Below are 21,460 nucleotides of genomic sequence, written 5' to 3' on the forward strand. Positions count from 1 at the left end.
CAGGAGCAGACAGTCATGTCGCATGTTTATTCGAACGAGTTCTACGACTACATCGATACCGGAGCGCGCAGCTCGGCGCAGGCGCTGATTGCGGCTGTGCAGCCTTGGCTGGCAGCGCAAAGCGTTCTTGATCTGGGCAGTGGACGTGGGGTCTGGCTGAGCGAGTGGGCCAAGGCTGGTGTTGAGGATGTTGCGGGTGTGGATGGCGATTATGTCGATCGCAGCCGCCTTGCCATTCCTGCGGCGCAGTTTCATGCCGCAGATCTGACACAGGATTTCGATCTTGGCCGCCGATTTGACCTGGCCCAAAGTCTGGAAGTGGGGGAGCATCTGCCAAACGCCGCGTCGGCGAAGCTGGTTGATGGTCTGACCCGCCACGCCGACCGCGTGCTGTTTTCCGCCGCGGTTCCGGGGCAGGGCGGCGAGTTCCACATCAACGAGCAGCCCCTTTCGTTCTGGCAAGAGTTGTTTGAAGCGCGCGGCTATACTGCGTTTGACTGTGTGCGCCCGGCATTGAAATCGGCCGATGGCGTGGAACCCTGGTATCGCTACAACACGGTTTTGTACGTCAACGAAGCGGGGCGCAAAGGCCTGCCGCAGGCGGTGCTTGAGACAGAAGTGCCGACAGGGCAAAAAGTGCCGCTGGCAGGCAGCTTTGGCTGGCGCTTGCGTCGCGGGGTTGTGTCGCTGATGCCACGCCCGATGGTGACCAAGATTGCCCAGGCGCGTGCGGCGGTCATTGCCCGGCAGGCCCGTGCAGCTGGCACGGCCCCCGGCGTTCATCGCGTGAAGTCATGACCTATATTGCTGACGCATCCGGGCTGGGTGGTCGCGCGGTTTCGGGAACGTCCCGGCACCTGTGGGCGACTATTCTGGTGGCCTATGTGGGGTTGCTGGTTGCGGCAGCATTTCAGCTGCCCGATCCGCTGATCCGTCACGACGACTATCCGGCGCTGTTTGGTGATGCAGAGATCTACTATATCAAGACCCTGACCGAAGGGCGCTGGGTGAATTACCTGTGGCACATGCGTGATGTGCTTTTGCCGAGCTGGGCCAATTACCTGATCTACAACGGGCTTTGGGCGATTGTGCTGGGTTGTTTGGCCCATAACGCCTTGGGCGCGCGGGAAGAGTTGTGGCGCAAGGGCGCTGTTGCCCTGATCGCGGGCCTGTCGGCGCCGTCGCTGTTGATCTCTTGGTGGTTCAACACGCTCATTCCCGGCATGGCAATTGTCGCCACCTTTGCCTTGGCCAGCACGGTCCTGTCGGCCAGAACATGCCGCTGGTTGCTGGTGCCTTTTGTGCCGCTGGCGCTGATGGCCTATACGACGTTTCCGTTTTTTCTGTTGGCGTTCTGTCTGACGCGGGCGGATGTGCGGCGTTCGGCCAAGGATCTCGCGCTGACGCTTGGGGTGTTCATCCTGTCCTTCGCGCTGGCGATGGGGTCGATTTATACACTGAACTATCTGTTCCACGGCATCTTTGGCGTGCCGATGGCAGAGTGGCGGAACCCCAACCCGGCCCATGATCTGGCATCGGCCCTTGAGAACCTGGGCATCATTGGGACATTCCTGTCGTCTTCTGCCTCGCTTGTCTCCTTTCATTTCCTGCCGTTGACGGTGTTCCAGCTGGGGGTGTTTACCTGGGCCATTTGGCTGGTTGGCAAGGCGGATCCCTGGCGGGCGATCTATCCGCTGGCAGGCATTGCCCTGGGGATGGGGTTGATTTTTGTGCAGACGATCAAGACCGGCATTATCCTGCCGCCGCGGGTGTCGGGGTTTGTGTGGCTCTACTATGCGGTGCTGTTGGGGCTGTTTTCCCAACAGATGGCGCTGCGTGGGGGCGGCTGGGACAGGCTTGGGCGCAATCTTCTGGCGTTTTTCGCGCTGATCTATGTGGCTTTCAGCCTGTTGCAGCATCGCGACGTGACGGCCTGGCAGGGCGACAGCCGCGCAATGGCGGCGCAGATCAGCCCGGCTCCGGGGCCGATTTATGTTACAGGCACCTATCTGTCATTGCCCTCGGGTGAGGCGTCGGGTCTGCAGCATGATCTGGCGGTGGCCTTTCGCCTGACGCAGCTGACCGGGCGGGATGTGGTGATGTGCGCGATTGAGCCTGCGGCCTGCGCGCATCTGCCCGAAGAGGTGCAGGCCGGCGCCGAGGGGGCGGACTATGAGGTCCGCAACATGGAGGGGGCAAGCGTGGTGATGCTGTCTGCGACCCCCATTCGTGAGCCGGCCGAAAACATGCCGCATGGCGGCTGACCTGCCTGATCGGGGAAAACAGAAACGGGGGCCGACTGGCCCCCGTTTTCATGTCAGGTTCTGAAGGCGCGGCTCAGAAGTCGAGGCCGAGGTCCAGGGTCTGGGCCGAATGGGTCAGCGCGCCCGAAGAGATATAGTCCACTCCCGTGGCTGAGACTTCGGCAATGCGTTCCTTGCGCATGTTGCCGGAGGCTTCGGTCACCAGCTGGCCTTTTGCCATGGAGACCGCCTTGGCGAGGGTTGATGTGTCCATATTGTCCAGCAGAACCACATCCGCGCCACCCGTTGCCAGAACCTCTTCGAGCTGAGCAAGGGTGTCGACCTCGATTTCGATCTTCATCATGTGGCTGACGTTGGCCTTGGCGGCCTTGAGAACCGCGGCGACACCGCCGGCGGCGGCAATGTGGTTGTCCTTGATCAGGATGGCGTCCGACAGCCCGTAACGGTGGTTGTAGCCGCCGCCATGCAAGACGGCCTGTTTTTCGACCATGCGCAGCCCCGGCGTGGTCTTGCGGGTGCAGGTGATGCGGGTCTGGGTGCCTTTGGTTTCGGCGACAAAGCTGTTGGTGAGGCTGGCGATGCCGGACAGACGCCCAGCAAAGTTCAGAGCCACACGTTCACCGGACAGGATTGATGCGGCAGATCCTGAAATGGTCATCAATGTCTGTCCCGGCGTGCAGGGGCTGCCATCCGGGACCAGCGTTTCGATCCGCAGAGCAGGATCCACCAGATGAAAGGCGATCCGGGCGATCTGCATCCCCGAGACGACGCCTGCGTCGCGGGCGTTCAGGCGGGCTTCATAGGTGGTGGCGGCAGGGATCACTGCGCGGGTGGTGACATCTCCGCTCTGGCCGAGGTCTTCGAGCAAGGCTGCGCGGACCAGCGGTTCGACAATCAGATCGGGAAGGGTGGCAAAGGACGGGGTCATGTCAGATCCTGTGCGGCGGCGGCGCGGATGGCGCGGGCCTCGGTGAGGGTAATTCGGGTGCGGTGGGCGAGATCCGGGTCCGCGGCGGGAAAGTCATCGCGAAAATGGCCACCCCGGCTCTCGCGGCGGGCGAGGGCGGCGGCAGCAATCAGGGTGGCGGTGGCGCACATATTGGCAAAACTCTCGTCGTCACCGTAGTGCGCCAGCAGGGTCTCGATTGTGGCGAGCGCGGTTTTCAGCCCGGCCTCGTCGCGGCGCACACCCACATGAGCGGTCATCGTCTCGCGCAGCTCTGCAATTGCACTGGCGGGGGCGGCAGGTGTCGTGGCGGGCGCAAAGGTCAGATGCAGTTCGGGTGGCGCCTGATCGCTATCCTCGGGTGCCGGGCCAAGGGTGGCGGCGATATCCTGGGCCGCCGTGCGGGCATAGACCAGCGCCTCCAGCAGCCCGTTGGACGCAAGCCGATTGGCGCCGTGTAGCCCGGTCGAGGAGGCTTCGCCGCAGACCCAGAGACGCTCCAGACTGGCGCGGCCTTGCAGGTCGGTGTCGATGCCGCCCATGTGATAGTGGGCTGCCACTGCGACGGGGATCGGCTCTGTCACGGGATCAATGCCTGCGCGGGCGCAGGTCTCGGCAACGGTGGGAAAGCGGCTCAGAACCTCAGCGCCCAAGGCTGCGCGCGTGTCGAGCATGGGCCGACGTCCGGCCTGTGTTTCGGCAAAGATCGCCCGGGCAACGATGTCGCGGGGGGCGAGCTCTGCGTCGGGGTGGGCGGCCAGCATGAAACGGTCGCCTTCGGCGTTGATGAGCGTCGCACCATCGCCGCGCAGGGCCTCGGTTGCGAGGGGGGCGGGGTCTTCGCCAATGTCAAAGGCCGTTGGATGGAACTGCACAAACTCAGGATCTGCGATCTGCGCACCTGCACGGGCGGCAAAGCCGATGACCTGGCCGCGGATGCGGGGGGGATTGGTGGTATGGGCAAACAGCCCACCAGATCCGCCGCCAGCCAGCAGGATCGCAGGGGCGCGGATCAGAAGCGGCGCAGAGGTGCCGGTGGCGTCGCTGACCCAGACACCGGTCACGCTATCGCCGACGCATTCCAGACGAACCGCCTGCGTGCCTTCCTGCACCTGTACCGACGGTGTGGCGCGGACGGCAGCGATCAGTGTTTCCATGATTTGCTTGCCGGCCTGATCGCCCTTGACCCGAACAACCCGCGCCATCGAATGGGCGGCTTCGCGGCTCATGACAAATCCGCCGTCCGGGGTGCGATCGAATGGGGTGCCAAGATCGGTGAGGTCGAGGATATGGTCGCGTGCAACCTGCGTGACCATGGCAGCAACGGCCGCATCGACGGTGCCAGCCCCTGCGCGCACGGTGTCGCTGGCATGGGCTGCAGGGCTGTCCGCCTGGTCCATCGCGGCGGCAACACCGCCCTGCGCCCAAGCCGAACTCGCCCCATCGCCGAGCGTTTCCGGAGAGATCATCAGCACGGGGCGCGGCGCCAGTTCAAGAGCCGCATAAAGCGCAGCCATGCCGGCCCCGACAATGATGATGCGGCTGGTATCGCAGGTTGCGGTGCCTTCGGTCAGGGCCTGCACATCAACATGTTCAGAGGCCGGGGCCTCCGTCACGGGGGTGCCAGTCGTGCCCTGTGCGCCGGGGCGGTCCAAGGATCAGATCCCCAGTTTCTGGCTGAGGTCGATCATCTTCTGCACCGCCACGCGGGCCCCTTCGGCGACCTCCGGGTCAACCTCTACCGCTTCGGACATGGTGTGCAGCGACCAGAGGATTTTCTCCAGCGTGATCATCTTCATGTAGGGGCACATGTTGCAGGGACCGACAAAATCGACCTCGGGCAGAGCGTCAGCGATGTTGGAGGCCATCGAACATTCGGTGATCAGCAGGGCTTTTTCCGGTTTCTCGTCGGTGACATATTTGATGATTCCGCTGGTCGAGCCAGAGAAATCCGCCTCGTTCACCACATCCGGCGGGCATTCGGGATGCGCAATGAGGCGTGTGCCGGGGTTCCACTCGCGGAAGTCGCGCAGATCCTTGGCGGTGTATTGCTCGTGTACGATGCAGGAGCCCTCCCACCAGACGATGTTCTTTTGCGGCACCTGCTGGGCGATGTTCTGCGCCAGGTACTGATCCGGGGTCATGATGATGGTGTCGCTGTCAAGCGCCGCGACGATCTGGGCCGCGTTCGAAGAGGTGCAGCAGATGTCAGAGGCCGCTTTGACCTCTGCGGTGGTGTTCACATAGGTCACCACTGGCGCACCGGGATATTTTGCCCGCATCTCTGCGATGCCTTCGGCGGTAATGGATTCGGCCAGCGAACAGCCTGCGTCCATGTCGGGGATCAGGACGATTTTGTCTGGGCTGAGGATCTTGGAGGTTTCGGCCATGAAGTGCACGCCGCATTGGACGATCACGTCAGCCTCGACCTTTGCGGCCTCGATCGCCAGCTGGAGACTGTCGCCAACCACATCCGCAACACCGTGATAGATTTCCGGCGTCATGTAGTTGTGGGCAAGGATCACCGCGTTGCGCTTTTTCTTCAGCTCGAGGATGGCGGCCACATAGGGGGCAAACATCACCCAGTCCGCGGGGCTGACCACGCGGTCCATGCGGCTGTAGATGTCGGACATCTCTTCTGCCAGCGCCGGATTGGGGGCAAGGTCGTAGTGGTTGGCGAGCTGATCGCGCATGGTTTGCAGATCGAACATGGCATTTCCTCAAAGCTGCGCCAGAGATGGCACTTTGGGGTGGTGTTCTTTCATGTTCATATTTCGCACGCAAGCAAATGCAGTGACTTAATCCCGCTTTTCGCGGCGCGTCCTCGGGTAAATCGGCTCCAATTGGAGGCTATCGGCAACAGAAGGCCTGTGGCGTGCCCTGTCCCCTTTTGTCCGCAGATTTGCTGGTGGCGCTAACGCGCCGCGGTCAAATTGTCCTTTTTCCGGCGCAGGGCCATTTTCGGCTTCTGGGGGCTGCATTATTGTGATTTTGAGAAACGAAACACGCAGTCAGGGAAGCGGTGCGTCCGGTCCCAAGGGAGAGTTGGCCCGCTTACATGTCGGATCTTTGGGACGGATTGATGCAGGCGGCCTGGCTGCTGGTGACGCTGGATGCGGATCTGGTTGAGATCACGCTGCGCTCGCTTCGGGTGACGCTCAGCGCCCTGGCGGTGGCCTGCCTGATTGCGCTGCCGCTGGCCGCCCTTTTGGCGGTGCGCCGGTTCCGCATGCGTCGGGCAACGATTGCGGTTTTGAATGCGCTGATGGGGTTGCCGCCGGTTGTGGTGGGGTTGGTTGTCTATGTGATGCTGTCGCGGGCTGGCCCGTTCGGGGTGCTGGGGCTGTTGTTTACACCAACGGCCATGATCATCGCGCAGGTCATCATCATCGTGCCGCTGGTCGCGTCCATCGCGCATCAGTCGCTGCGCGATTTGTGGAGCGACTATCACGATTTGCTGATTTCCCTGAATGCGACCCAGTTTCAGCGGATCTGCACCCTGCTCTGGGATGGGCGCCGCGCGCTTTTGACCGCGGCGCTGGCCGGGTTTGGCCGCGCCATCGGCGAGGTTGGCGCGATCATGATCGTGGGGGGCAACATCGACCATGCCACACGGGTTCTGACAACGGCGATCGCGCTTGAGACCGGCAAGGGGGATTTTGCCATGGCGCTGGGGCTGGGGTTTGTGCTGATTGCGCTGGCTGTGGCGGTGAACTTGTCCATCCACTGGCTGGGCAAAACCGAGAGTGAGGGCCGGTGGTGAGCGATCTGTTTCCGGTCTCGGTGCGCAATGCGTCGGTGCGCAGGCGCGGCAAGGTTCTTGTGGGCCCTGTTGATCTGCAGCTGGGTGGGCAGGGCACGTCGATCGTGATTGGTCCCAATGGCGCGGGTAAGACATCGTTGCTGAAGATGTTGCACGGGATTTTGCGTCTCGGCGGTGGGCAGATAAGCTGGGCTTGCCCGACGGAACAGGCGCAACGCCAACAGGCGTTTGTGTTTCAAACCCCTGTGATGATGCGCCGTTCCGTGGTGGAAAACATCGCCTATCCCCTGCGGCTCAACAAGGTTGCACGCCAAGAGGCATTGGCGGAGGCGACGATCTGGGCCGAGCGGATCGGGCTGGGCGGCGATGCGCTGCAACGACCCGCGGTCCTGCTGTCGGGCGGCGAGCGGCAGAAACTGGCGCTGGCGCGCGCGCTGATCCGCAAACCACGGCTGCTTTTTCTGGATGAACCCTGTGCTTCCCTTGATGGGCGGGCCACGCGCGAGATCGAGGAGATTCTGACAGAGGTCGCGGCGTCGGGGACGCGGTTGATCATGTCGACCCACAATATGGGGCAGGCGCAACGCCTGGCCGATGAGGTTCTGTTTGTGCTGCACGGCAAGGTCGCGGAGTTTTCCCCGGCTGAGGCGTTTTTTGCAGGGCCGCAGACAGATCAGGCACGTGCATTTTTGAACGGAGATATTGTCGAATGAAACACATGTTGTTGGGCGCGCTAGCGGCTGTTGCTATGGGCACGGCGGCTTTTGCCGACGAGATGAAGATGGCGGTGACCACGTCTTTCCACAACTCGGGCCTCGCAGAGGTGCTGTTGCCGGAGATCAAGGCCGATCTGGGCCTTGAGGTGCAGTTGCTGGTTGTCGGGACGGGTCAGGCGATCCGTCTGGGCGAGGCGGGCGATGTGGATGCGATCCTGGTCCACTCCAAGAAAGCCGAAGAGGCGTTTCTGGCAGGCGGCAATGGCACCCATCGCCGTGAGATCATGTACAATGATTTCGTCTTTGTCGGACCCAAGGCAGACCCGGCTGGGGTGGCAGAGGCTGGCTCTGCTGCGGATGCCTTGCAGAAGGTTGCGGCCTCGCAAGCGGCCTTTGTCAGCCGTGGTGATGACAGCGGCACCCACAAGAAAGAGCTGAGCCTGTGGAAATCCGCCGATCTGTACCCGGAAGGGTTTGGCGATTGGTACAATGCTGTGGGGGCAGGCATGGGCGCTGCGCTCAACACTGCGGCAGGGATGAACGGCTATATCATGTCCGACCGTGCCAGCTGGCTCAACTTTGCCAACAAGGGAGATCTGGCGCTGCTGTATTCCGGCGATCCGGTGTTGTTCAACCAATACGCCTATCTGCCGGTCAATCCGGAAAAGCACCCTCATGTCAAAACGGAACTGGTGGCCGAGCTGGAGAACTGGCTGGTGTCGGACAAGGCAAAGGATCTGATCAACAGCTACCAGATCAACGGCGAAGCCCTGTTCGTGTTCAACGCCAAACCGTAACGCTGTCGCCTTTTGGGAATGACGAAATGCAAAACGCCGCGCGGGTCTGCGCGGCGTTTTCTGTTATCGGGCCAGTCGATTTTTCGGGCCAGTTGTTTGGTCAGGCTGTCAATCTCAGTCGTCGGTCACGTGGATGGCGAATTGTTCCAGCCCAGCGTCCTGCGCTTCGATGGCGCGAAAGCTCTCCTTTACTCCGGCCTCTGTCAGTTCGCGCATCACAGTCAGCAGCGTGTTGGGGGCATGATCGGCGCAGAGGTCAGCCATGTGCGCGAGCTCTTCCTGGGCGACGGGGCGCGCGGCCTCTATCCCTGGGGCGCCGTAGTAGGTGACAAAATGCTGGGCCAGCAGATCGCGGAGGGTCGCCATCTCGGCCTCTTCAATCTTGGTCACTGCGACAAAGGTCGCCCGCCCACCCGTTTCCAGCCCCATCCAGCCGTTCGCAAAGGCCTGACGCTGTTTGCCGATCAGATCGGCCTCGCCCCAGTTTGAAAACTCAAACCCGCCGGAAATGCACCACTCGCCGGTGCGGGCAGGGCTGGCAAAGACGTTCTGATCGCTCTCGTCGAAATGAATGGCACGGGCAAGCTGCATCATGGGGTCTCCAGTAGGGTGGTGAGAGGGATCAGATGGGTGGTTGTCTCATCGCGCAGGAGCAGGCCGAAATCTTCATCCACCCCAAGAAATGTGCCGGTCTGGCCCTTGTGGCTTATGGCCTCGCCCATGTCCTGCGCCAGACCCCGCCAGGTGGCATGGACGGGTTCGGTGCCTTCGTCCTCCCAGCGGTTGATCCAGTGCAGCGCGTGACGCGCCCAGCTTTCCAGAAGCTGGCCTGCGTCCACATCGGCGCAGCCCTCGGCATATAGGGCCGTGTCCTCCGGGTGATCGCCGGTTTCACCCTCGCCCGGCGGCCAAAGCGGCAGGTCCAGACCGATGACCAGCCAATCAGGCACCTCTGATGGCTCTGCCGTGCTGGAGGCAGCGCGCAGGCGGCCACACCGGCCGCCATTGATCCGCAAGCCGCCATCCCATTGAAGATGCACCGCGACCTCTGGTGGGGCCAGCGCACCCAGGGCGTTCTGCAGCGCAATGCCACAGACGGGCAGCATTGTCATAGCCTGTTGCAGCGCGACCTCGGGCGCGAAAACGAGGGCAGCCTGCAACCGGTCGTGGGACAGGTTGTAGACCACCAGACCCGCATCGCAGCCCAGCACTGCCTTTTGGCAGGCAAGCGCAAAGGGATCCTCTGCCCCGCTGAGCGCAAGCCCCTCCATCAGAGGCGGAAAGCTGAGTTCGCTCATGGCGGCCACCGGATCAGGCCTGACCTTTGGCGATCAGATCTGCCGCCAGATCGTGAAACGCCTTGGCCTGTGCGCTGTCGGGTTTGCTGACGGCAATCGGCGCGCCACCGTCGGCGGCCACGCGCACATCCAGATGCAACGGGATTTCTGCGAGCAGCGGCACGTTCAGCTTGTCAGCCTCGGCCGCGACGCCACCATGGCCAAAGACATGTTCCTCGTGCCCGCAGTTGGAGCAGATATGCGTGGACATGTTTTCTACCATGCCAATGATCGGCACGTTCAGTTTCTGGAACATGTCGATGCCCTTGCGGGCGTCGATCAGGGCAACGTCCTGCGGCGTGGACACCACGATGGCGCCGTCCACATGTGCCTTTTGCGCCAGCGTCATCTGCACGTCACCGGTGCCCGGTGGCAGGTCCACGATCAGCACATCCAGCGCGCCCCACTGCACCTGCATCATCATCTGCTGAAGGGCCCCCATCAGCATCGGGCCACGCCAGACAACAGCCTGGTCTTCATTGGTCATGAGACCAATCGACATCATGGTGACACCGTGGTTGCGCATCGGCAGGATCGTTTTGCCATCGGGGCTAGCAGGGCGGCCAGAGACACCCAGCATGCGCGGCTGCGAGGGGCCGTAGACATCGGCGTCCAGCAGGCCCACACGGCGGCCCTGCGCGGCCAGAGCACAGGCGATATTTGCCGACACTGTGGATTTGCCGACGCCTCCCTTGCCCGAAGCAACAGCGATGATGCGGTCTACGCCGGGGATTTTCTGCGGGCCTTGCGGCTGGGCGGCCTGCTTGGGCTTCAGATCCGGCGGGGCCTTTTCGGAATGGGCGGTCAGCATGGCCGAGACTTTGCCCGCGCCGGGAAGGGCCGCAACCTTGGCATCTGCTTCGTCCCGCACCGGCGCGTAAACGTCGGATTTGGCTGGGTCGATTTCCAGAACAAAGCGGACAGTGCCCTCTTCGATGTTCAGCGCACGCACGATACCTGCGGCGACGATATCGCTGCCGGAGAGCGGATCCTTGATGGTCTTGAGCGTTTCAAGAACGGTTTCACGAGAGAGAGACACGCCGGGGTTGCTCCTTGGTTATTTGTTTGTCTTCAGTTTCGGGGCGGCTGCGGCGGGGCCGAGATCACGCCTTGACGAAGATGTAGGTGGTTTCCTAGCATTTCGTATGGGTTTGGTATGCAGTCTTTTGCGGGTTCGGATACGGTTTTTGGCGGTTTGTGCGGCTGTGCTGCTGCTTGCGGGGGGCATTGTGCCCGGTGGCCCGCTCCGCGCTGAAGAGACCCCGCGCCTTGTCCGCCTGGCTGTGCCACAGGCGCTGGTGGACACCGGGCTGTTGGCCTACATCCTGCCGCGATTTTCCCTGAAAACCCAGATCCGCGTTCATGTGGTTCCCGTGGATGAAGCGGCGGAGGCGCGGCTCGACGGCACAGCGGCGGGCACGCCAGTGTTTTCCGATGCCGACACGACCTGGCATCTTGATCTGATTGCGCCTGACCATGCCGGGGCCAAGCGTCTGCGCAAATGGCTGACCTCCGATGTCGGTGTGCGCGCCATTGCGGCCTATGCCCCAGCTGGCGTGGCAATGTTTCGGGCCCCCGAGGTCCGCGAAGCGGAGGTGGCCGAACTGTCGTGGGATGGCGATGCCGACCTCGGCTACAGCCTGTCGCGCGTTCATTGCGGTCGCTGCCACGCGGTCGATGAGGCAGGACGCATCAACAGCATCGGCTCGACGCCATCGTTTTTCGTTCTGCGAACGCTGTCCGACTGGGAGGGCCGCTTTCAGGCGTTTTATGCGTTGAAACCCCATCCTGCCTTTACCCAGATCGCAGATGTAACCGCGCCTTTCGACGAGGCCAGACCCTCGCCGATCGTTCCCGTGGAAATGACGCTGGAGGAGCTGGAAAACATCATGGCCTATGTGGCCCTGCTGGCCCCAGCTGATTTGGGCGCGCCGTTGGAACAGAAATAGAGTCGTCATCGTCTTGCGTCGGGGCCGTCGGCTGTGAAGGTTCCGTGAAAAGTGGGCCCGCCGCCCCGGTCGGGGCAGATCTGGGCAGGTCGGGCGAGCGACTTAGTGGTCCTTGCGTTTGCTCAGATAGTCCTCGGTGGTGCGCACGCGGGGGCGATCAGCACCGGCAAAAGGATTGTTCTGCTGGTGGAACTGCGCGTTGACCCGGCAGTCGTCACACATCTGGATCATCCGTGCGGCATCTGGATTGGCAAACATGGAGTGTTTCCCTGCGAGCTTTTCGGTGATTTTGTCGATGGTGGATTTTACCCCGAATGGCGTGCCGCATTCGACGCAGGCAAAGGGCTCTTCTTCGTGCAGGACAACCTGTGACAGCGCCGCAGACGTGAGGTTTAGGCGGGGCTCGTAGCTGATTGCATTCTCCGGGCAGACATTGGCGCAGAGCCCGCATTGCAGGCAGGCGTCCTCTTGAAAGCGGAGCTGCGGCAGGTCCGGATTGTCACCAAGCGCACCGGAGGGGCAGAGCGAAACACAGGACAGGCAAAGGGTGCATTTGTCCGACGCGACAAGCACCGCACCATATGGCGCGCCCTCGGGCAGGGGTAACATGTCCGCATCGGGCATCAGCGCCTTGGCGGCCTGCCGGGTGATCTGGCGTCTGGTGCCCATTGGCCGTTGGGGTGTTTCCACGGCAGCGGATCCCTTGGCGGGTGCAAAAAGCTGCTCGCTCAGCTGGTCGGGATCAGCAGGCTCCAACAGGCGCAGGTGGTCCCCCGCAATCGCTGCCGCCAGCGCAATTTCGTGGTCCTGCGTATCGCGTTCGGCCTTGGGCGAGAGAAGGACGTTGACCTCGGCAAAGCCGGCAGTCAGCGCCGCCAGCGCCTCGGCATGACCAAAACTGTTGAGCGCATCGACCGACAGCGGGATCACGTCGGCGGGCAGACCCCGGCCGTGGCGGGCGGTCAGCTCGATCATCTCGCGCCCGTAGGCATCCACGACCAGCAGGCGCGGAGAGGTGCCGCCTGCGTCCAGATAGGCCTTTGCCAACGTCTGGATCCGGCGCATCTGGGCGTCGGTTGGCGGGGCGTCATAGGTGATGGCGCCAGAGGGGCACAGCGAGGCGCAGGACCCGCAACCGGCGCAGATCATCGGGTCGATGCTGACGTGGTCGCCATCCGGGCTGATGGCGCCGGTCGGGCAGACGTCCAGACAGCGGGTGCAACCGGTCTGGCCCGCCCGCGAATGGGCACACAAGAGCGGCTCGCTGCGCACGTAGAGTGGTTTTTCGAAGGTGCCGATCAACTGGCTCGTGGTCAGGATGGCATCCGCCAACGCAGTGGGGGACTTGGGGTCAGCGCGGACATAGCCTTCACGTTTTTCCGGTGCCGGAAACAGCGGACGATCGCCGCGCAGATCAAGGATGATGTCGCAGATCGATTGGCCGCCATCTCGCGGAGCGTCCCAGGTCCAGTTGCGGCCCGTTACATCCAGCTGCTGCAGCTGATCGATTGTCACGGCAAACTGTCCCAACCCCCCCTGCGCCCGTCGCAGATGTCCTGAAATGACGTCGTAGGCGCGGGTCATCGGTGGGTCGATTGGCTGCTCAAGAAGCACGGTCACGGCGTGCGTATCCTGCAGTTTTTCAGCCGCCGCAAAGGCCACATCCGGCGCCCCAAGGATCAGGCAGAGGCCTTCGGAATGGACATCTACTGTCTTGCTTGTGGGGATCTCCAGCAGGGCCTCGGCAACCAATGCGGACATTTTGGGCAGTGTTGAGGCCTGATCGGTGGTCCATCCTGCCCGGTCACGCAGATCGAGATAGGCAGGCGAGGGGCGGCCCAGCTCCTCTGCCAGAGCATCAAAAAAGCGGTGTTCCTGGGCACAACAAATAATTGCATCTTCGCCTTCAAGCGCCGTGGCAGCCTGCTCTATCTGGGTGGTGCAAAGCGCGGAATGCACCTTGGAGCAGGGCAGGCCGGTCGCTTGAGACAGGGCCTCTTTATCGAGGTTCTGAGTGCCGGAACAGTCACATAAAATCAGATGTTTAGGCATGTTTCCTCGCGCTTTGTAGTGCTGCCTGAAGTGGCGGTTTTTCGCCGGAACGGGCCTTAGAGTAGGCATGATTCCCGCAGGTCGTAAACCGGATTTCGCGGTGTGCTTGCTGTTGGTCGTAGCGGCCAGAGGTTGAGTGATTCGCATTGGCGGCGTGCGATTGACGGCCGGGCATTTTTCCGACTGAAAAGCTCAAGATAGACTTTTCGTCCGGTCGGGCCCGTTGGTCGCTGAAAGCTTGGTCAGATTGACCGATACCGCCTGTTTATCGAGCAATCAGCAAATCTTATCTTTCGGCAGCCCGTCACGATGCGGCACTCTTTGAGGAAAGCGACAAAACCGACAGGGCGGTCAACGTGACGCAAACCATCGATCCGAATGCAAAGACGGTTGTGATGCCGCTGGGCGTTGTGATGCGCCGTCAGCCGGGGGTGACCCGTTGGGCGCGCTGGTCCTGGAAGGCGACGGCGGTTCTGCCGGGAGCAGGGGAGGCGCGCTGGCAGTTGCTGCGCGAGGAGGATGGGGTCAGCGAATTCCACGCGGCCACCCTCCCGCTGGAGCTGCACCGGACGGAGGCAGAGGCCTACCTGCATGGCCTGACAGCCGAACCACCCTGCATCTACGTCGTATTGCGTGACAGCGTGGAAGGGGATTGTCCGCTGGAAGTGCTGCTGGTGACCGCATCCCCCTATGAGGCGCAGGATTACGCGGACAATGGCGAGGATCTGGTGGAAAAGGTGCCGATGCCTGCGGGGCTGATCGCGTGGGTGCGGGACTTTGCCAAGCTGCATTATCAGGATGAGCCGTTCAAGAAACGCCGCCGTGACCGCGTAAAGACCGACGCCAGCGAAGACGGCATTGGCGATCCACGGATTTCCCAGCTAACGGATGTCTATCGCTCGCCGTCTCTCAAGAAGGCGCGCCTGTCATGAGAGGGGATGATTTCTGGTCCCGTCGCCGCGCCCGTGTTGCGGCAGAGCAGGAGGCAGAGGCCGCCGAGGTCGCCGCAGCTGCCCGTCAGGCTGCAGAGGAGGCGCTGGAGGAAAAGACCGACGCCGAGATCCTCGAAGAGCTGGATTTGCCGGACCCGGACGAGATGCAGCAGGGCGATGATTTCAGCGTCTTCCTGAAAGAGACCATACCGGCGCGGATCCGTACCCGCGCCCTGCGTCGTTTGTGGACCAGCAATCCGGTGCTGGCGAACGTGGACGGGCTGCTGGACTATGGCGAAGACTTCACTGACAGCGCAATGGTGATCGAAAACCTGCAGACTGCCTATCAGGTTGGCAAGGGCATGACCGCCCATGTCGAAGAGCTGGCCCGCCAGGCGCAGGAGGCGACAGAGGGCGAAGCGGTCGCGACGGCTGAGGCCGCCGACAACAGCGATGCCCAGCCCGCTGAGGAGGCAACGGTCTGCGATGCGACAGATGGTGAGGGGAACGCCCCCCTGATCGCGCAGGCTGAAACACCGAAATCCGAAACCGTCCGCCCGCCAACCATGGCCCTGCTGTCGCCAAGGGATGCGGTCGAGGAGGCTGAGGCGACTTTGGCGCCACATCCCGTGGTTCTGGACGAGCCGGAGCCGGTGCCAGCTGCGCCACGCCGCATGCGCTTTACCTTTGCTGCAGACACTCATGCTGCAGAGACCGAGGCAGATACCGGCGCTTCCGCCACCTGAAACATCGCTGAAACGCCCTAGATCAAGACCCGCGAGGAGACCTAAATGACCGCCGAGCAAGCCCAGACAGAGACCATCGCACAGGATGCCGCCCCTGCAATCCCGCAGGATGAGGATCGTCTGCGCGCGGATCTCTACAACTTTCTGGGGCTTATGCTGTCCGGCCCGCCGGATGAGATGCTGCTGGAGCAGGTGGCGGGACTCGCAGGCGATGACACTGATTTGGGCACAGCGATCAATGCGCTGGCCAAGATCGCCCGTCTCACCAAGCCGGCCGCTGCCGAGCGGGAGTTCAACAAGCTGTTCATCGGATTGGGTCGCGGCGAGCTGCTGCCTTACGCCAGCTATTATCTCACCGGTTTCCTGAATGAGAAACCGCTGGCATCGCTGCGTCAGGATATGGCCGCGCGGGGCATGACACGGGCCGAAAATGTCTATGAGCCGGAGGACAACATTGCCTCGCTGATGGAGATGATGGGCGCGCTGATTGCCGGGCGTTTTGGGTCTGCTTCCCCGCTGAGCGATCAGAAACAGTTTTACAACAAACACATCGGCCCCTGGGCTGGTCATTTCTTTTCCGATCTCGAAGCCGCCAAGAATTCGGTCCTCTACGCTGCTGTCGGCGCGGTGGGCCGTGTCTTCATGGACATTGAAGCCGAAGGATTTCGGATGAGTGCGGAGCAATCCGCCTGAGCCGGGACGGCCTGCCGTCCCACAACCCCGTGAACCAACTATCTGAGGAGGAGGATCACATGACCAGAAAGACCGAGGAGGCCCAGAGCCGCCGCGACTTTCTCAAGCTGGCAGCGACCACAACGCCGATTGCGGCGGTGGCGGTTGCAACGACCGGCGGCACGGCCGAGGCGGCCGAGCCAGACCTGACATCTGAGGTGATGCAGGATACCGCGCATACCCGCGCCTATTACGACAGTCTCCGGTTCTGACGCACCGGTGATCCGCCAACGCCTGCGGCAACTGGTTGCGTGACGCCCGACCGCCAATGGCCCCTGAAACCCCAGCGAGCCCGAAAGGGAAGCAAGGGAGGAACACATGCTTAGGAAAAAGACCAACGGGGTTGCGCGACGCCCCCAGCGGACCAGTATCCTGTCCAAGGTTGCGGAAAGCTCCGTTGACCGCCGCGCGTTTCTGCGCGGATCCGGCCTGGCCATCGGTGGCCTTGCCGCCATCAGCGCCACGGGTGGCTCTGTCACCAAGGCAAATGCCGCAACCGCCGCGGCGGGTGCTGTTGAAACCATCAAATCTGTCTGCACCCACTGTTCGGTCGGCTGTACCGTTGTGGCAGAGGTGCAAAACGGCGTCTGGACCGGTCAGGAACCCGGTTGGGACAGCCCGTTCAACCTTGGTGCCCATTGCGCCAAAGGGGCTTCGGTCCGCGAGCACGCCCACGGCGAACGCCGCCTGAAGTATCCGATGAAAAAAGAAGGCGGTGAGTGGAAGCGCATCAGCTGGGAGCAGGCGATCAACGAGATCGGCGACGGCATGATGCAGATCCGCGAAGAAAGCGGTCCGGATTCCGTCTACTGGCTCGGCTCGGCCAAGCACAACAACGAACAGGCCTATCTGTTCCGCAAGTTCGCCGCCTATTGGGGCACGAATAACGTGGATCACCAGGCCCGGATCTGTCACTCGACCACTGTTGCAGGTGTTGCGAACACATGGGGCTACGGTGCCATGACCAACAGCTACAACGACATCCACAATTCGCGTGCGATCTTCATCATTGGTGGCAACCCTGCAGAAGCACACCCTGTGTCGCTCTTGCATGTGCTGAAAGCCAAAGAGCAGAACAATGCGCCGCTGATCGTGTGTGATCCGCGCTTTACCCGCACGGCAGCCCATGCCGACGAATATGTGCGCTTCCGTCCCGGCACCGATGTGGCGCTGGTCTGGGGGATCCTGTGGCACATCTTTGAAAACGGTTGGGAAGATCAGGAATTCATCCGCACCCGCGTGTGGGGCATGGATCAGATCAAGGAAGAAGTGGCGAAATGGACCCCGGAAGAGGTCGAGCGCGTCACCGGCACCCCCGGCAGCCAGCTGAAGCGTGTGGCGCGGACGTTGGCCAACAACCGCCCCGGCACCGTGATCTGGTGTATGGGTGGCACCCAGCACACCACCGGCAACAACAACACGCGCGCCTACTGTATTCTCCAGCTGGCTCTGGGCAACATGGGCACATCGGGTGGCGGGACCAACATCTTCCGTGGCCACGACAACGTGCAGGGCGCGACCGACCTTGGCGTTCTGAGCCACACATTGCCCGGCTACTACGGCCTGTCCAAAGGCGCCTGGGCGCATTGGGGTCGTGTCTGGGGTGAAGATGGCGAATGGCTTGCTGGCCAGTTTGACACCCTCAAAGGGGCCGACGGCAAAGACAAGTCGATGCAGAACCTGACGGGTATTCCGGTCAGCCGCTGGATCGACGGCATCCTTGAAGACAAGGAAAACATGGACCAGCCCAACAATGTCCGGGCCATGGTTCTGTGGGGCCACGCGCCGAACTCTCAGACCCGTATGACGGAGATGAAGACGGCGATGGAGAAACTGGACATGCTGGTCGTTGTTGACCCGTATCCCACCGTTTCTGCCGTGCTGCATGATCGTACCGATGGTGTGTATCTGCTGCCCGCCTGTACCCAGTTCGAAACCCGTGGGTCCGTCACCGCGTCGAACCGCTCTTTGCAGTGGCGCGACAAGGTCGTCGATCCGCTGTTCGAAAGCCTGCCGGATCACGTGATCATCGCGAAGTTCGCCAACAAGTTTGGCTGGGCCGATCGGTTCTTCCGCAATATCGAGATGGAAGATGCCGAAACGCCGAACATCGAGAGTGTGACCCGCGAATTCAACCGCGGCATGTGGACCATCGGCTACACGGGTCAGACACCAGAGCGCCTGAAGACCCACATGGCCAATCAGCACACCTTTGATCGCACAACGCTGCGCGCAGTTGGTGGCCCTGCTGATGGAGATTACTACGGTCTGCCGTGGCCCTGCTGGGGCAATGCAGAGCTGAACCACCCCGGCACGCCGAACCTCTATGACATGTCCAAGCCTGTCTCAGAGGGTGGTCTGACCTTCCGTGCGCGTTTCGGCGTCGAGCGGGATGGCGACAATCTGCTGGCCGAAGGTGTCTACTCTGCGGGGTCCGACATTCAGGATGGCTATCCCGAATTCACCTATCAGATGCTGAAGGATCTGGGCTGGCACACCGAACTGACCCCGAACGAGCGGGCGTATATCGCCAAGGCGGCCGGTGTCGACGGGTTTGCGGACTACACCGAGGAAGTCGGCGAGCAGAGCATGTCTCCGTTCCCGTCCGACTATGATGACAAGGTGGCAAAGGTGAACTGGAAAACCGACCTGTCCGGCGGGATCCAGCGCGTTGCGATTGCGCATGAATGTGCGCCCTTTGGCAACGCCAAGGCCCGTGCCGTGGTCTGGACCTTCCCGGATCCGGTGCCGATCCACCGCGAGCCGCTTTATACCAACCGCCGGGATCTGGTCGAAGACTACCCGACATACGAGGATCGTCATGCCTATCGCCTGCCGACCCTCTATGCGTCGATCCAGAAGAACGACGTCTCCAAGGAGTTCCCGATCATTCTGACTTCCGGTCGTCTGGTCGAGTACGAAGGCGGCGGCGAGGAAACCCGGTCCAATCCATGGCTGGCAGAGCTGCAGCAGGACATGTTCGTCGAAATCCACCCGCGTGATGCCAACAACATCGGCGTGCGGGACGGCGCACAGGTCTGGGTCGAAGGCCCCGAAGGCGGCAAGGTCAAAGTCATGGCCATGGTCACCGAACGGGTCGGTGAGGGCGTTGCCTTCATGCCGTTCCACTTTGGCGGCCACTATCAGGGTGCCGATCTGCGGGACAAATATCCCGATGGCGCAGACCCCTATGTTCTTGGGGAAAGCTCCAACACCGCGCAGACCTACGGCTACGACAGCGTGACCCAGATGCAGGAGACGAAGTGTACTCTCTGCAAGATCAGCGCAGCATAAGGAGAGAAGAGATATGGCAAGAGCGAAGTTTCTCTGTGACGCCGAACGCTGCATTGAATGCAACGCCTGCGTCACCGCCTGTAAGAACGAGCACGAGGTGCCCTGGGGTATCAATCGTCGTCGTGTTGTGACCATCAATGATGGCACCCCCGGCGAGCGGTCGATCTCTGTCGCCTGTATGCATTGTTCCGACGCGCCCTGCATGGCCGTCTGCCCGGTGGATTGCTTCTACCAGAACGAAGAAGGCGTCGTCCTGCACTCCAAGGATCTGTGCATCGGCTGTGGCTACTGTTTCTATGCGTGCCCCTTCGGTGCGCCGCAGTATCCGCAGGCAGGCAACTTTGGTAGCCGCGGCAAGATGGACAAATGCACCTTCTGCGCCGGTGGTCCGGAGGAGACGCATTCCAATGCGGAGTTCTCCAAATACGGCCGCAACCGGATTGCAGAGGGCAAGCTGCCCATCTGCGCCGAGATGTGCTCTACCAAGGCGCTGCTGGCCGGTGACGGTGATGTGGTGTCCGCAGTCTACCGCGAGCGCGTGGTTGCCCGTGGCTTTGGCACTGGTGCCTGGGGCTGGGGAACCGCCTACGAACAGAAGGGCGGCTGATCCGGCCCCCTTCACCCAAAAGGGATGGCCCGCCGCTGCGGGCCGTCCCGATTTTCGATTTCAAATGACAAGACAATCCAAAAAGGAGTGTAGCCCATGCTGCGCCTTGCCTTTGCCATTCTGATGCAGCTGACCCTGCTGACCGGGATCGCTACCGCCCAGGACAGCGGTGCCGCCGCGGCCCCTGATCGCAGCGCCACCGGCGGTGCACAGACGCTTGAGGACATTCTGGCGCGCCAGCGTGGCGAAAAGATCGACGACAGTTTCCGGAGCAACGATGTGGGCGCCGGTGCCATCGGCGCAGGGATCACGGAACAGCTCGGCACCCTTGGCGGGGCGTCCGACCCGGAGTTGTGGCGTGCGATCCGGTATAATGCGGCCAATTTGCGTGTCTCTGCCGGAGGCGATGTTGCCACCGTCTTGGTGCAGGATGGCGGCATGCGCTGGCTCACCTTCCGAGACGGACCGTTGCGCCAATACGGTGGTTGGCTGCTCCTTGGGACATTGGGCGCGCTTGCGGTGTTCTATCTTCTTCGCGGGCGAATCCGGATCGACGAACCCTCGACCGGTCGCACGGTTACCCGTTTTCAGTTCATCGAACGCTTTGCCCACTGGGTGCTGGCGGGATCATTCATTCTGTTGGGTCTGACCGGACTTGCCAGTCTTTTTGGGCGCATGGTGATTGCGCCGTATCTCGGCAAAGACATCAACGCGGGTCTGCTGATTTGGAGCAAATGGGTCCACAACAACGTCTCATGGGCCTTCATGCTGGCCCTTATCATGGTGTTTGTGATGTGGGTGGCCCACAATATCCCGAACCGGACGGACCTTGTCTGGATCCGTCAGATGGGCGGCATCGTTGGCAAGGCGCACCCGCCTGCGAAAAAGTTCAACTTTGGCCAAAAGCTGATCTTCTGGTCAGTGATTGTGCTTGGCGCATCGATTTCGGTATCTGGCCTGTCGCTGCTGTTCCCGTTTGAGCTCCCGCTGTTTGCCAAGACATTTGCGGTGCTGAACGACTCCGGTCTGCCCCAGTGGCTGGGCTATGGCGTGCTGCCTGTTGAGTTGGCCCCGCAGGAGGAAATGCAGCTGGCTCAGACTTGGCATGCGATTGTCAGCTTTGTCCTGATGGCGATCATCCTTGCCCATATCTACATCGGCTCTGTCGGCATGGAAGGCGCGTTTGATGCGATGGGCACCGGCGAGGTGGACGAGGCCTGGGCGCATCAGCACCATTCGATCTGGCTGGAGGAAATGCGCGAAAAGGGCGAAGTCACGAAGGCGGATGGCACCAGCGCCAAAGGCGCCACACCGGCCGAGTAAGG

At 62.0% G+C, this 21,460-nt stretch carries 20 protein-coding genes; 13 read left to right on the forward strand and 7 right to left on the reverse strand.

Going from position 1 to position 21,460, the window contains the following annotated elements; translation table 11 throughout:
- The first annotated feature begins 15 nt into the window (after positions 1-15).
- Together NIT7645_RS17415 and NIT7645_RS17420 are read left to right on the forward strand one after the other, a co-directional pair.
- Entirely contained in the window at positions 16-798 is a 783-nt protein-coding gene (locus NIT7645_RS17415; protein WP_008561983.1) for a class I SAM-dependent methyltransferase, read from the forward strand.
- Positions 795-2,264 carry a hypothetical protein gene (locus NIT7645_RS17420; RefSeq protein ID WP_008561185.1) on the forward strand — a complete coding sequence of 490 codons (1,470 nt, stop codon included), beginning with the start codon at positions 795-797 and terminating at the stop codon, positions 2,262-2,264. The genes NIT7645_RS17415 and NIT7645_RS17420 overlap by 4 nt, the downstream gene beginning before the upstream one ends.
- 73 nt (positions 2,265-2,337) lie before the next feature.
- On the opposite strand, the gene nadC is transcribed toward NIT7645_RS17420, so the two are convergent.
- From nadC to nadA, 3 genes are read right to left on the reverse strand one after another with little or no spacing between them, the layout of a single operon-like run.
- Positions 2,338-3,192, reverse strand: a complete 855-nt coding sequence (gene nadC, locus NIT7645_RS17425; RefSeq protein WP_008559622.1) for a carboxylating nicotinate-nucleotide diphosphorylase — start codon at positions 3,190-3,192, stop codon at positions 2,338-2,340.
- Positions 3,189-4,865, reverse strand: a complete 1,677-nt coding sequence (locus NIT7645_RS17430) for an L-aspartate oxidase (RefSeq protein WP_008561113.1) — start codon at positions 4,863-4,865, stop codon at positions 3,189-3,191. The genes nadC and NIT7645_RS17430 overlap by 4 nt, the downstream gene beginning before the upstream one ends.
- A gap of 3 nt (positions 4,866-4,868) precedes the next feature.
- Positions 4,869-5,921, reverse strand: a complete 1,053-nt coding sequence (gene nadA / locus NIT7645_RS17435; RefSeq protein WP_008560047.1) for a quinolinate synthase NadA — start codon at positions 5,919-5,921, stop codon at positions 4,869-4,871.
- Positions 5,922-6,268: 347 nt separating this feature from the next.
- Between nadA and NIT7645_RS17440 the strand changes: the two genes are divergently transcribed.
- Genes NIT7645_RS17440 through NIT7645_RS17450 form a run of 3 tightly spaced genes read left to right on the forward strand, consistent with a single transcriptional unit; the run spans position 6,269 to position 8,486 of the window.
- Positions 6,269-6,973 carry an ABC transporter permease gene (locus NIT7645_RS17440; RefSeq protein ID WP_008559368.1) on the forward strand — a complete coding sequence of 235 codons (705 nt, stop codon included), beginning with the start codon at positions 6,269-6,271 and terminating at the stop codon, positions 6,971-6,973.
- Positions 6,970-7,686, forward strand: a complete 717-nt coding sequence (locus NIT7645_RS17445) for an ATP-binding cassette domain-containing protein (protein WP_008562639.1) — start codon at positions 6,970-6,972, stop codon at positions 7,684-7,686. Before NIT7645_RS17440 ends, NIT7645_RS17445 begins: the two co-directional genes overlap by 4 nt.
- Entirely contained in the window at positions 7,683-8,486 is an 804-nt protein-coding gene (locus NIT7645_RS17450) for an ABC transporter substrate-binding protein (protein WP_008561295.1), read from the forward strand. Before NIT7645_RS17445 ends, NIT7645_RS17450 begins: the two co-directional genes overlap by 4 nt.
- A 114-nt stretch (positions 8,487-8,600) precedes the next feature.
- Here NIT7645_RS17450 and NIT7645_RS17455 read toward each other — a convergent pair whose 3' ends face one another.
- From NIT7645_RS17455 to apbC, 3 genes are read right to left on the reverse strand one after another with little or no spacing between them, the layout of a single operon-like run.
- Complete coding sequence (locus NIT7645_RS17455; protein WP_037303089.1) at positions 8,601-9,077, reverse strand: DUF6505 family protein; 477 nt, start codon at positions 9,075-9,077, stop codon at positions 8,601-8,603.
- Entirely contained in the window at positions 9,077-9,784 is a 708-nt protein-coding gene (locus tag NIT7645_RS17460; RefSeq protein ID WP_037302691.1) for a DUF4444 domain-containing protein, read from the reverse strand. The genes NIT7645_RS17455 and NIT7645_RS17460 overlap by 1 nt, the downstream gene beginning before the upstream one ends.
- 13 nt (positions 9,785-9,797) lie before the next feature.
- Complete coding sequence (gene apbC, locus NIT7645_RS17465; RefSeq protein ID WP_008562157.1) at positions 9,798-10,862, reverse strand: iron-sulfur cluster carrier protein ApbC; 1,065 nt, start codon at positions 10,860-10,862, stop codon at positions 9,798-9,800.
- Positions 10,863-11,010: 148 nt separating this feature from the next.
- Between apbC and NIT7645_RS17470 the strand changes: the two genes are divergently transcribed.
- On the forward strand, positions 11,011-11,772 hold the full coding sequence (locus tag NIT7645_RS17470) for a hypothetical protein (RefSeq protein ID WP_008560443.1): 762 nt from the start codon (positions 11,011-11,013) through the stop codon (positions 11,770-11,772).
- A gap of 102 nt (positions 11,773-11,874) precedes the next feature.
- Here the strand turns inward: NIT7645_RS17470 and NIT7645_RS17475 are convergent, their stop codons facing one another.
- Positions 11,875-13,824, reverse strand: coding sequence for a 4Fe-4S binding protein (locus NIT7645_RS17475; protein WP_008560620.1), 1,950 nt, complete (start codon positions 13,822-13,824; stop codon positions 11,875-11,877).
- Positions 13,825-14,219: 395 nt separating this feature from the next.
- On the opposite strand from NIT7645_RS17475, the gene NIT7645_RS17480 reads away from it, so the two are divergent.
- The 7 genes from NIT7645_RS17480 (at position 14,220) to NIT7645_RS17510 (ending at position 21,458) form a co-directional block, all read left to right on the forward strand.
- A complete protein-coding gene (locus NIT7645_RS17480) occupies positions 14,220-14,756 on the forward strand; it encodes a DUF3305 domain-containing protein (protein ID WP_037303090.1) in 537 nt (178 codons plus the stop codon).
- Positions 14,753-15,502, forward strand: coding sequence for a DUF3306 domain-containing protein (locus NIT7645_RS17485; RefSeq protein WP_008558870.1), 750 nt, complete (start codon positions 14,753-14,755; stop codon positions 15,500-15,502). Before NIT7645_RS17480 ends, NIT7645_RS17485 begins: the two co-directional genes overlap by 4 nt.
- A 45-nt stretch (positions 15,503-15,547) precedes the next feature.
- Positions 15,548-16,195, forward strand: a complete 648-nt coding sequence (locus NIT7645_RS17490) for a TorD/DmsD family molecular chaperone (RefSeq protein ID WP_008559540.1) — start codon at positions 15,548-15,550, stop codon at positions 16,193-16,195.
- 59 nt (positions 16,196-16,254) lie between these two features.
- Complete coding sequence (locus NIT7645_RS17495; RefSeq protein ID WP_008562985.1) at positions 16,255-16,446, forward strand: twin-arginine translocation pathway signal protein; 192 nt, start codon at positions 16,255-16,257, stop codon at positions 16,444-16,446.
- Positions 16,447-16,552: 106 nt separating this feature from the next.
- Positions 16,553-19,528, forward strand: coding sequence for a formate dehydrogenase subunit alpha (locus NIT7645_RS17500; protein ID WP_008558904.1), 2,976 nt, complete (start codon positions 16,553-16,555; stop codon positions 19,526-19,528).
- 13 nt (positions 19,529-19,541) lie between these two features.
- The gene (gene fdh3B, locus NIT7645_RS17505) at positions 19,542-20,135 is read left to right on the forward strand and encodes a formate dehydrogenase FDH3 subunit beta (protein ID WP_008559327.1); all 594 of its coding nucleotides are present in this window, start codon (positions 19,542-19,544) and stop codon (positions 20,133-20,135) included.
- A gap of 96 nt (positions 20,136-20,231) precedes the next feature.
- On the forward strand, positions 20,232-21,458 hold the full coding sequence (locus NIT7645_RS17510) for a formate dehydrogenase subunit gamma (RefSeq protein WP_008559261.1): 1,227 nt from the start codon (positions 20,232-20,234) through the stop codon (positions 21,456-21,458).
- The last annotated feature ends 2 nt before the right edge of the window (positions 21,459-21,460 follow it).

The organism is Phaeobacter italicus, from assembly GCF_001258055.1.
GTDB classification, from domain to species: domain Bacteria; phylum Pseudomonadota; class Alphaproteobacteria; order Rhodobacterales; family Rhodobacteraceae; genus Phaeobacter; species Phaeobacter italicus.

Excerpts from the sequence above, each read along its gene's own strand:
- NIT7645_RS17455 (WP_037303089.1), bottom strand. The coding sequence starts at position 9,077 with ATGCAGCTTGCCCGTGCCATTCATTTCGACGAGAGCGATCAGAACGTC.
- NIT7645_RS17490 (WP_008559540.1), top strand. The coding sequence starts at position 15,548 with ATGACCGCCGAGCAAGCCCAGACAGAGACCATCGCACAGGATGCCGCC.
- NIT7645_RS17475 (WP_008560620.1), bottom strand. The coding sequence starts at position 13,824 with ATGCCTAAACATCTGATTTTATGTGACTGTTCCGGCACTCAGAACCTC.
- fdh3B (WP_008559327.1), top strand. The coding sequence starts at position 19,542 with ATGGCAAGAGCGAAGTTTCTCTGTGACGCCGAACGCTGCATTGAATGC.
- NIT7645_RS17450 (WP_008561295.1), top strand. The coding sequence starts at position 7,683 with ATGAAACACATGTTGTTGGGCGCGCTAGCGGCTGTTGCTATGGGCACG.
- NIT7645_RS17480 (WP_037303090.1), top strand. The coding sequence starts at position 14,220 with ATGCCGCTGGGCGTTGTGATGCGCCGTCAGCCGGGGGTGACCCGTTGG.
- NIT7645_RS17510 (WP_008559261.1), top strand. The coding sequence starts at position 20,232 with ATGCTGCGCCTTGCCTTTGCCATTCTGATGCAGCTGACCCTGCTGACC.
- NIT7645_RS17440 (WP_008559368.1), top strand. The coding sequence starts at position 6,269 with ATGTCGGATCTTTGGGACGGATTGATGCAGGCGGCCTGGCTGCTGGTG.
- NIT7645_RS17420 (WP_008561185.1), top strand. The coding sequence starts at position 795 with ATGACCTATATTGCTGACGCATCCGGGCTGGGTGGTCGCGCGGTTTCG.
- NIT7645_RS17495 (WP_008562985.1), top strand. The coding sequence starts at position 16,255 with ATGACCAGAAAGACCGAGGAGGCCCAGAGCCGCCGCGACTTTCTCAAG.
- nadC (WP_008559622.1), bottom strand. The coding sequence starts at position 3,192 with ATGACCCCGTCCTTTGCCACCCTTCCCGATCTGATTGTCGAACCGCTG.
- NIT7645_RS17460 (WP_037302691.1), bottom strand. The coding sequence starts at position 9,784 with ATGAGCGAACTCAGCTTTCCGCCTCTGATGGAGGGGCTTGCGCTCAGC.
- NIT7645_RS17500 (WP_008558904.1), top strand. The coding sequence starts at position 16,553 with ATGCTTAGGAAAAAGACCAACGGGGTTGCGCGACGCCCCCAGCGGACC.
- NIT7645_RS17415 (WP_008561983.1), top strand. The coding sequence starts at position 16 with ATGTCGCATGTTTATTCGAACGAGTTCTACGACTACATCGATACCGGA.
- nadA (WP_008560047.1), bottom strand. The coding sequence starts at position 5,921 with ATGTTCGATCTGCAAACCATGCGCGATCAGCTCGCCAACCACTACGAC.
- NIT7645_RS17485 (WP_008558870.1), top strand. The coding sequence starts at position 14,753 with ATGAGAGGGGATGATTTCTGGTCCCGTCGCCGCGCCCGTGTTGCGGCA.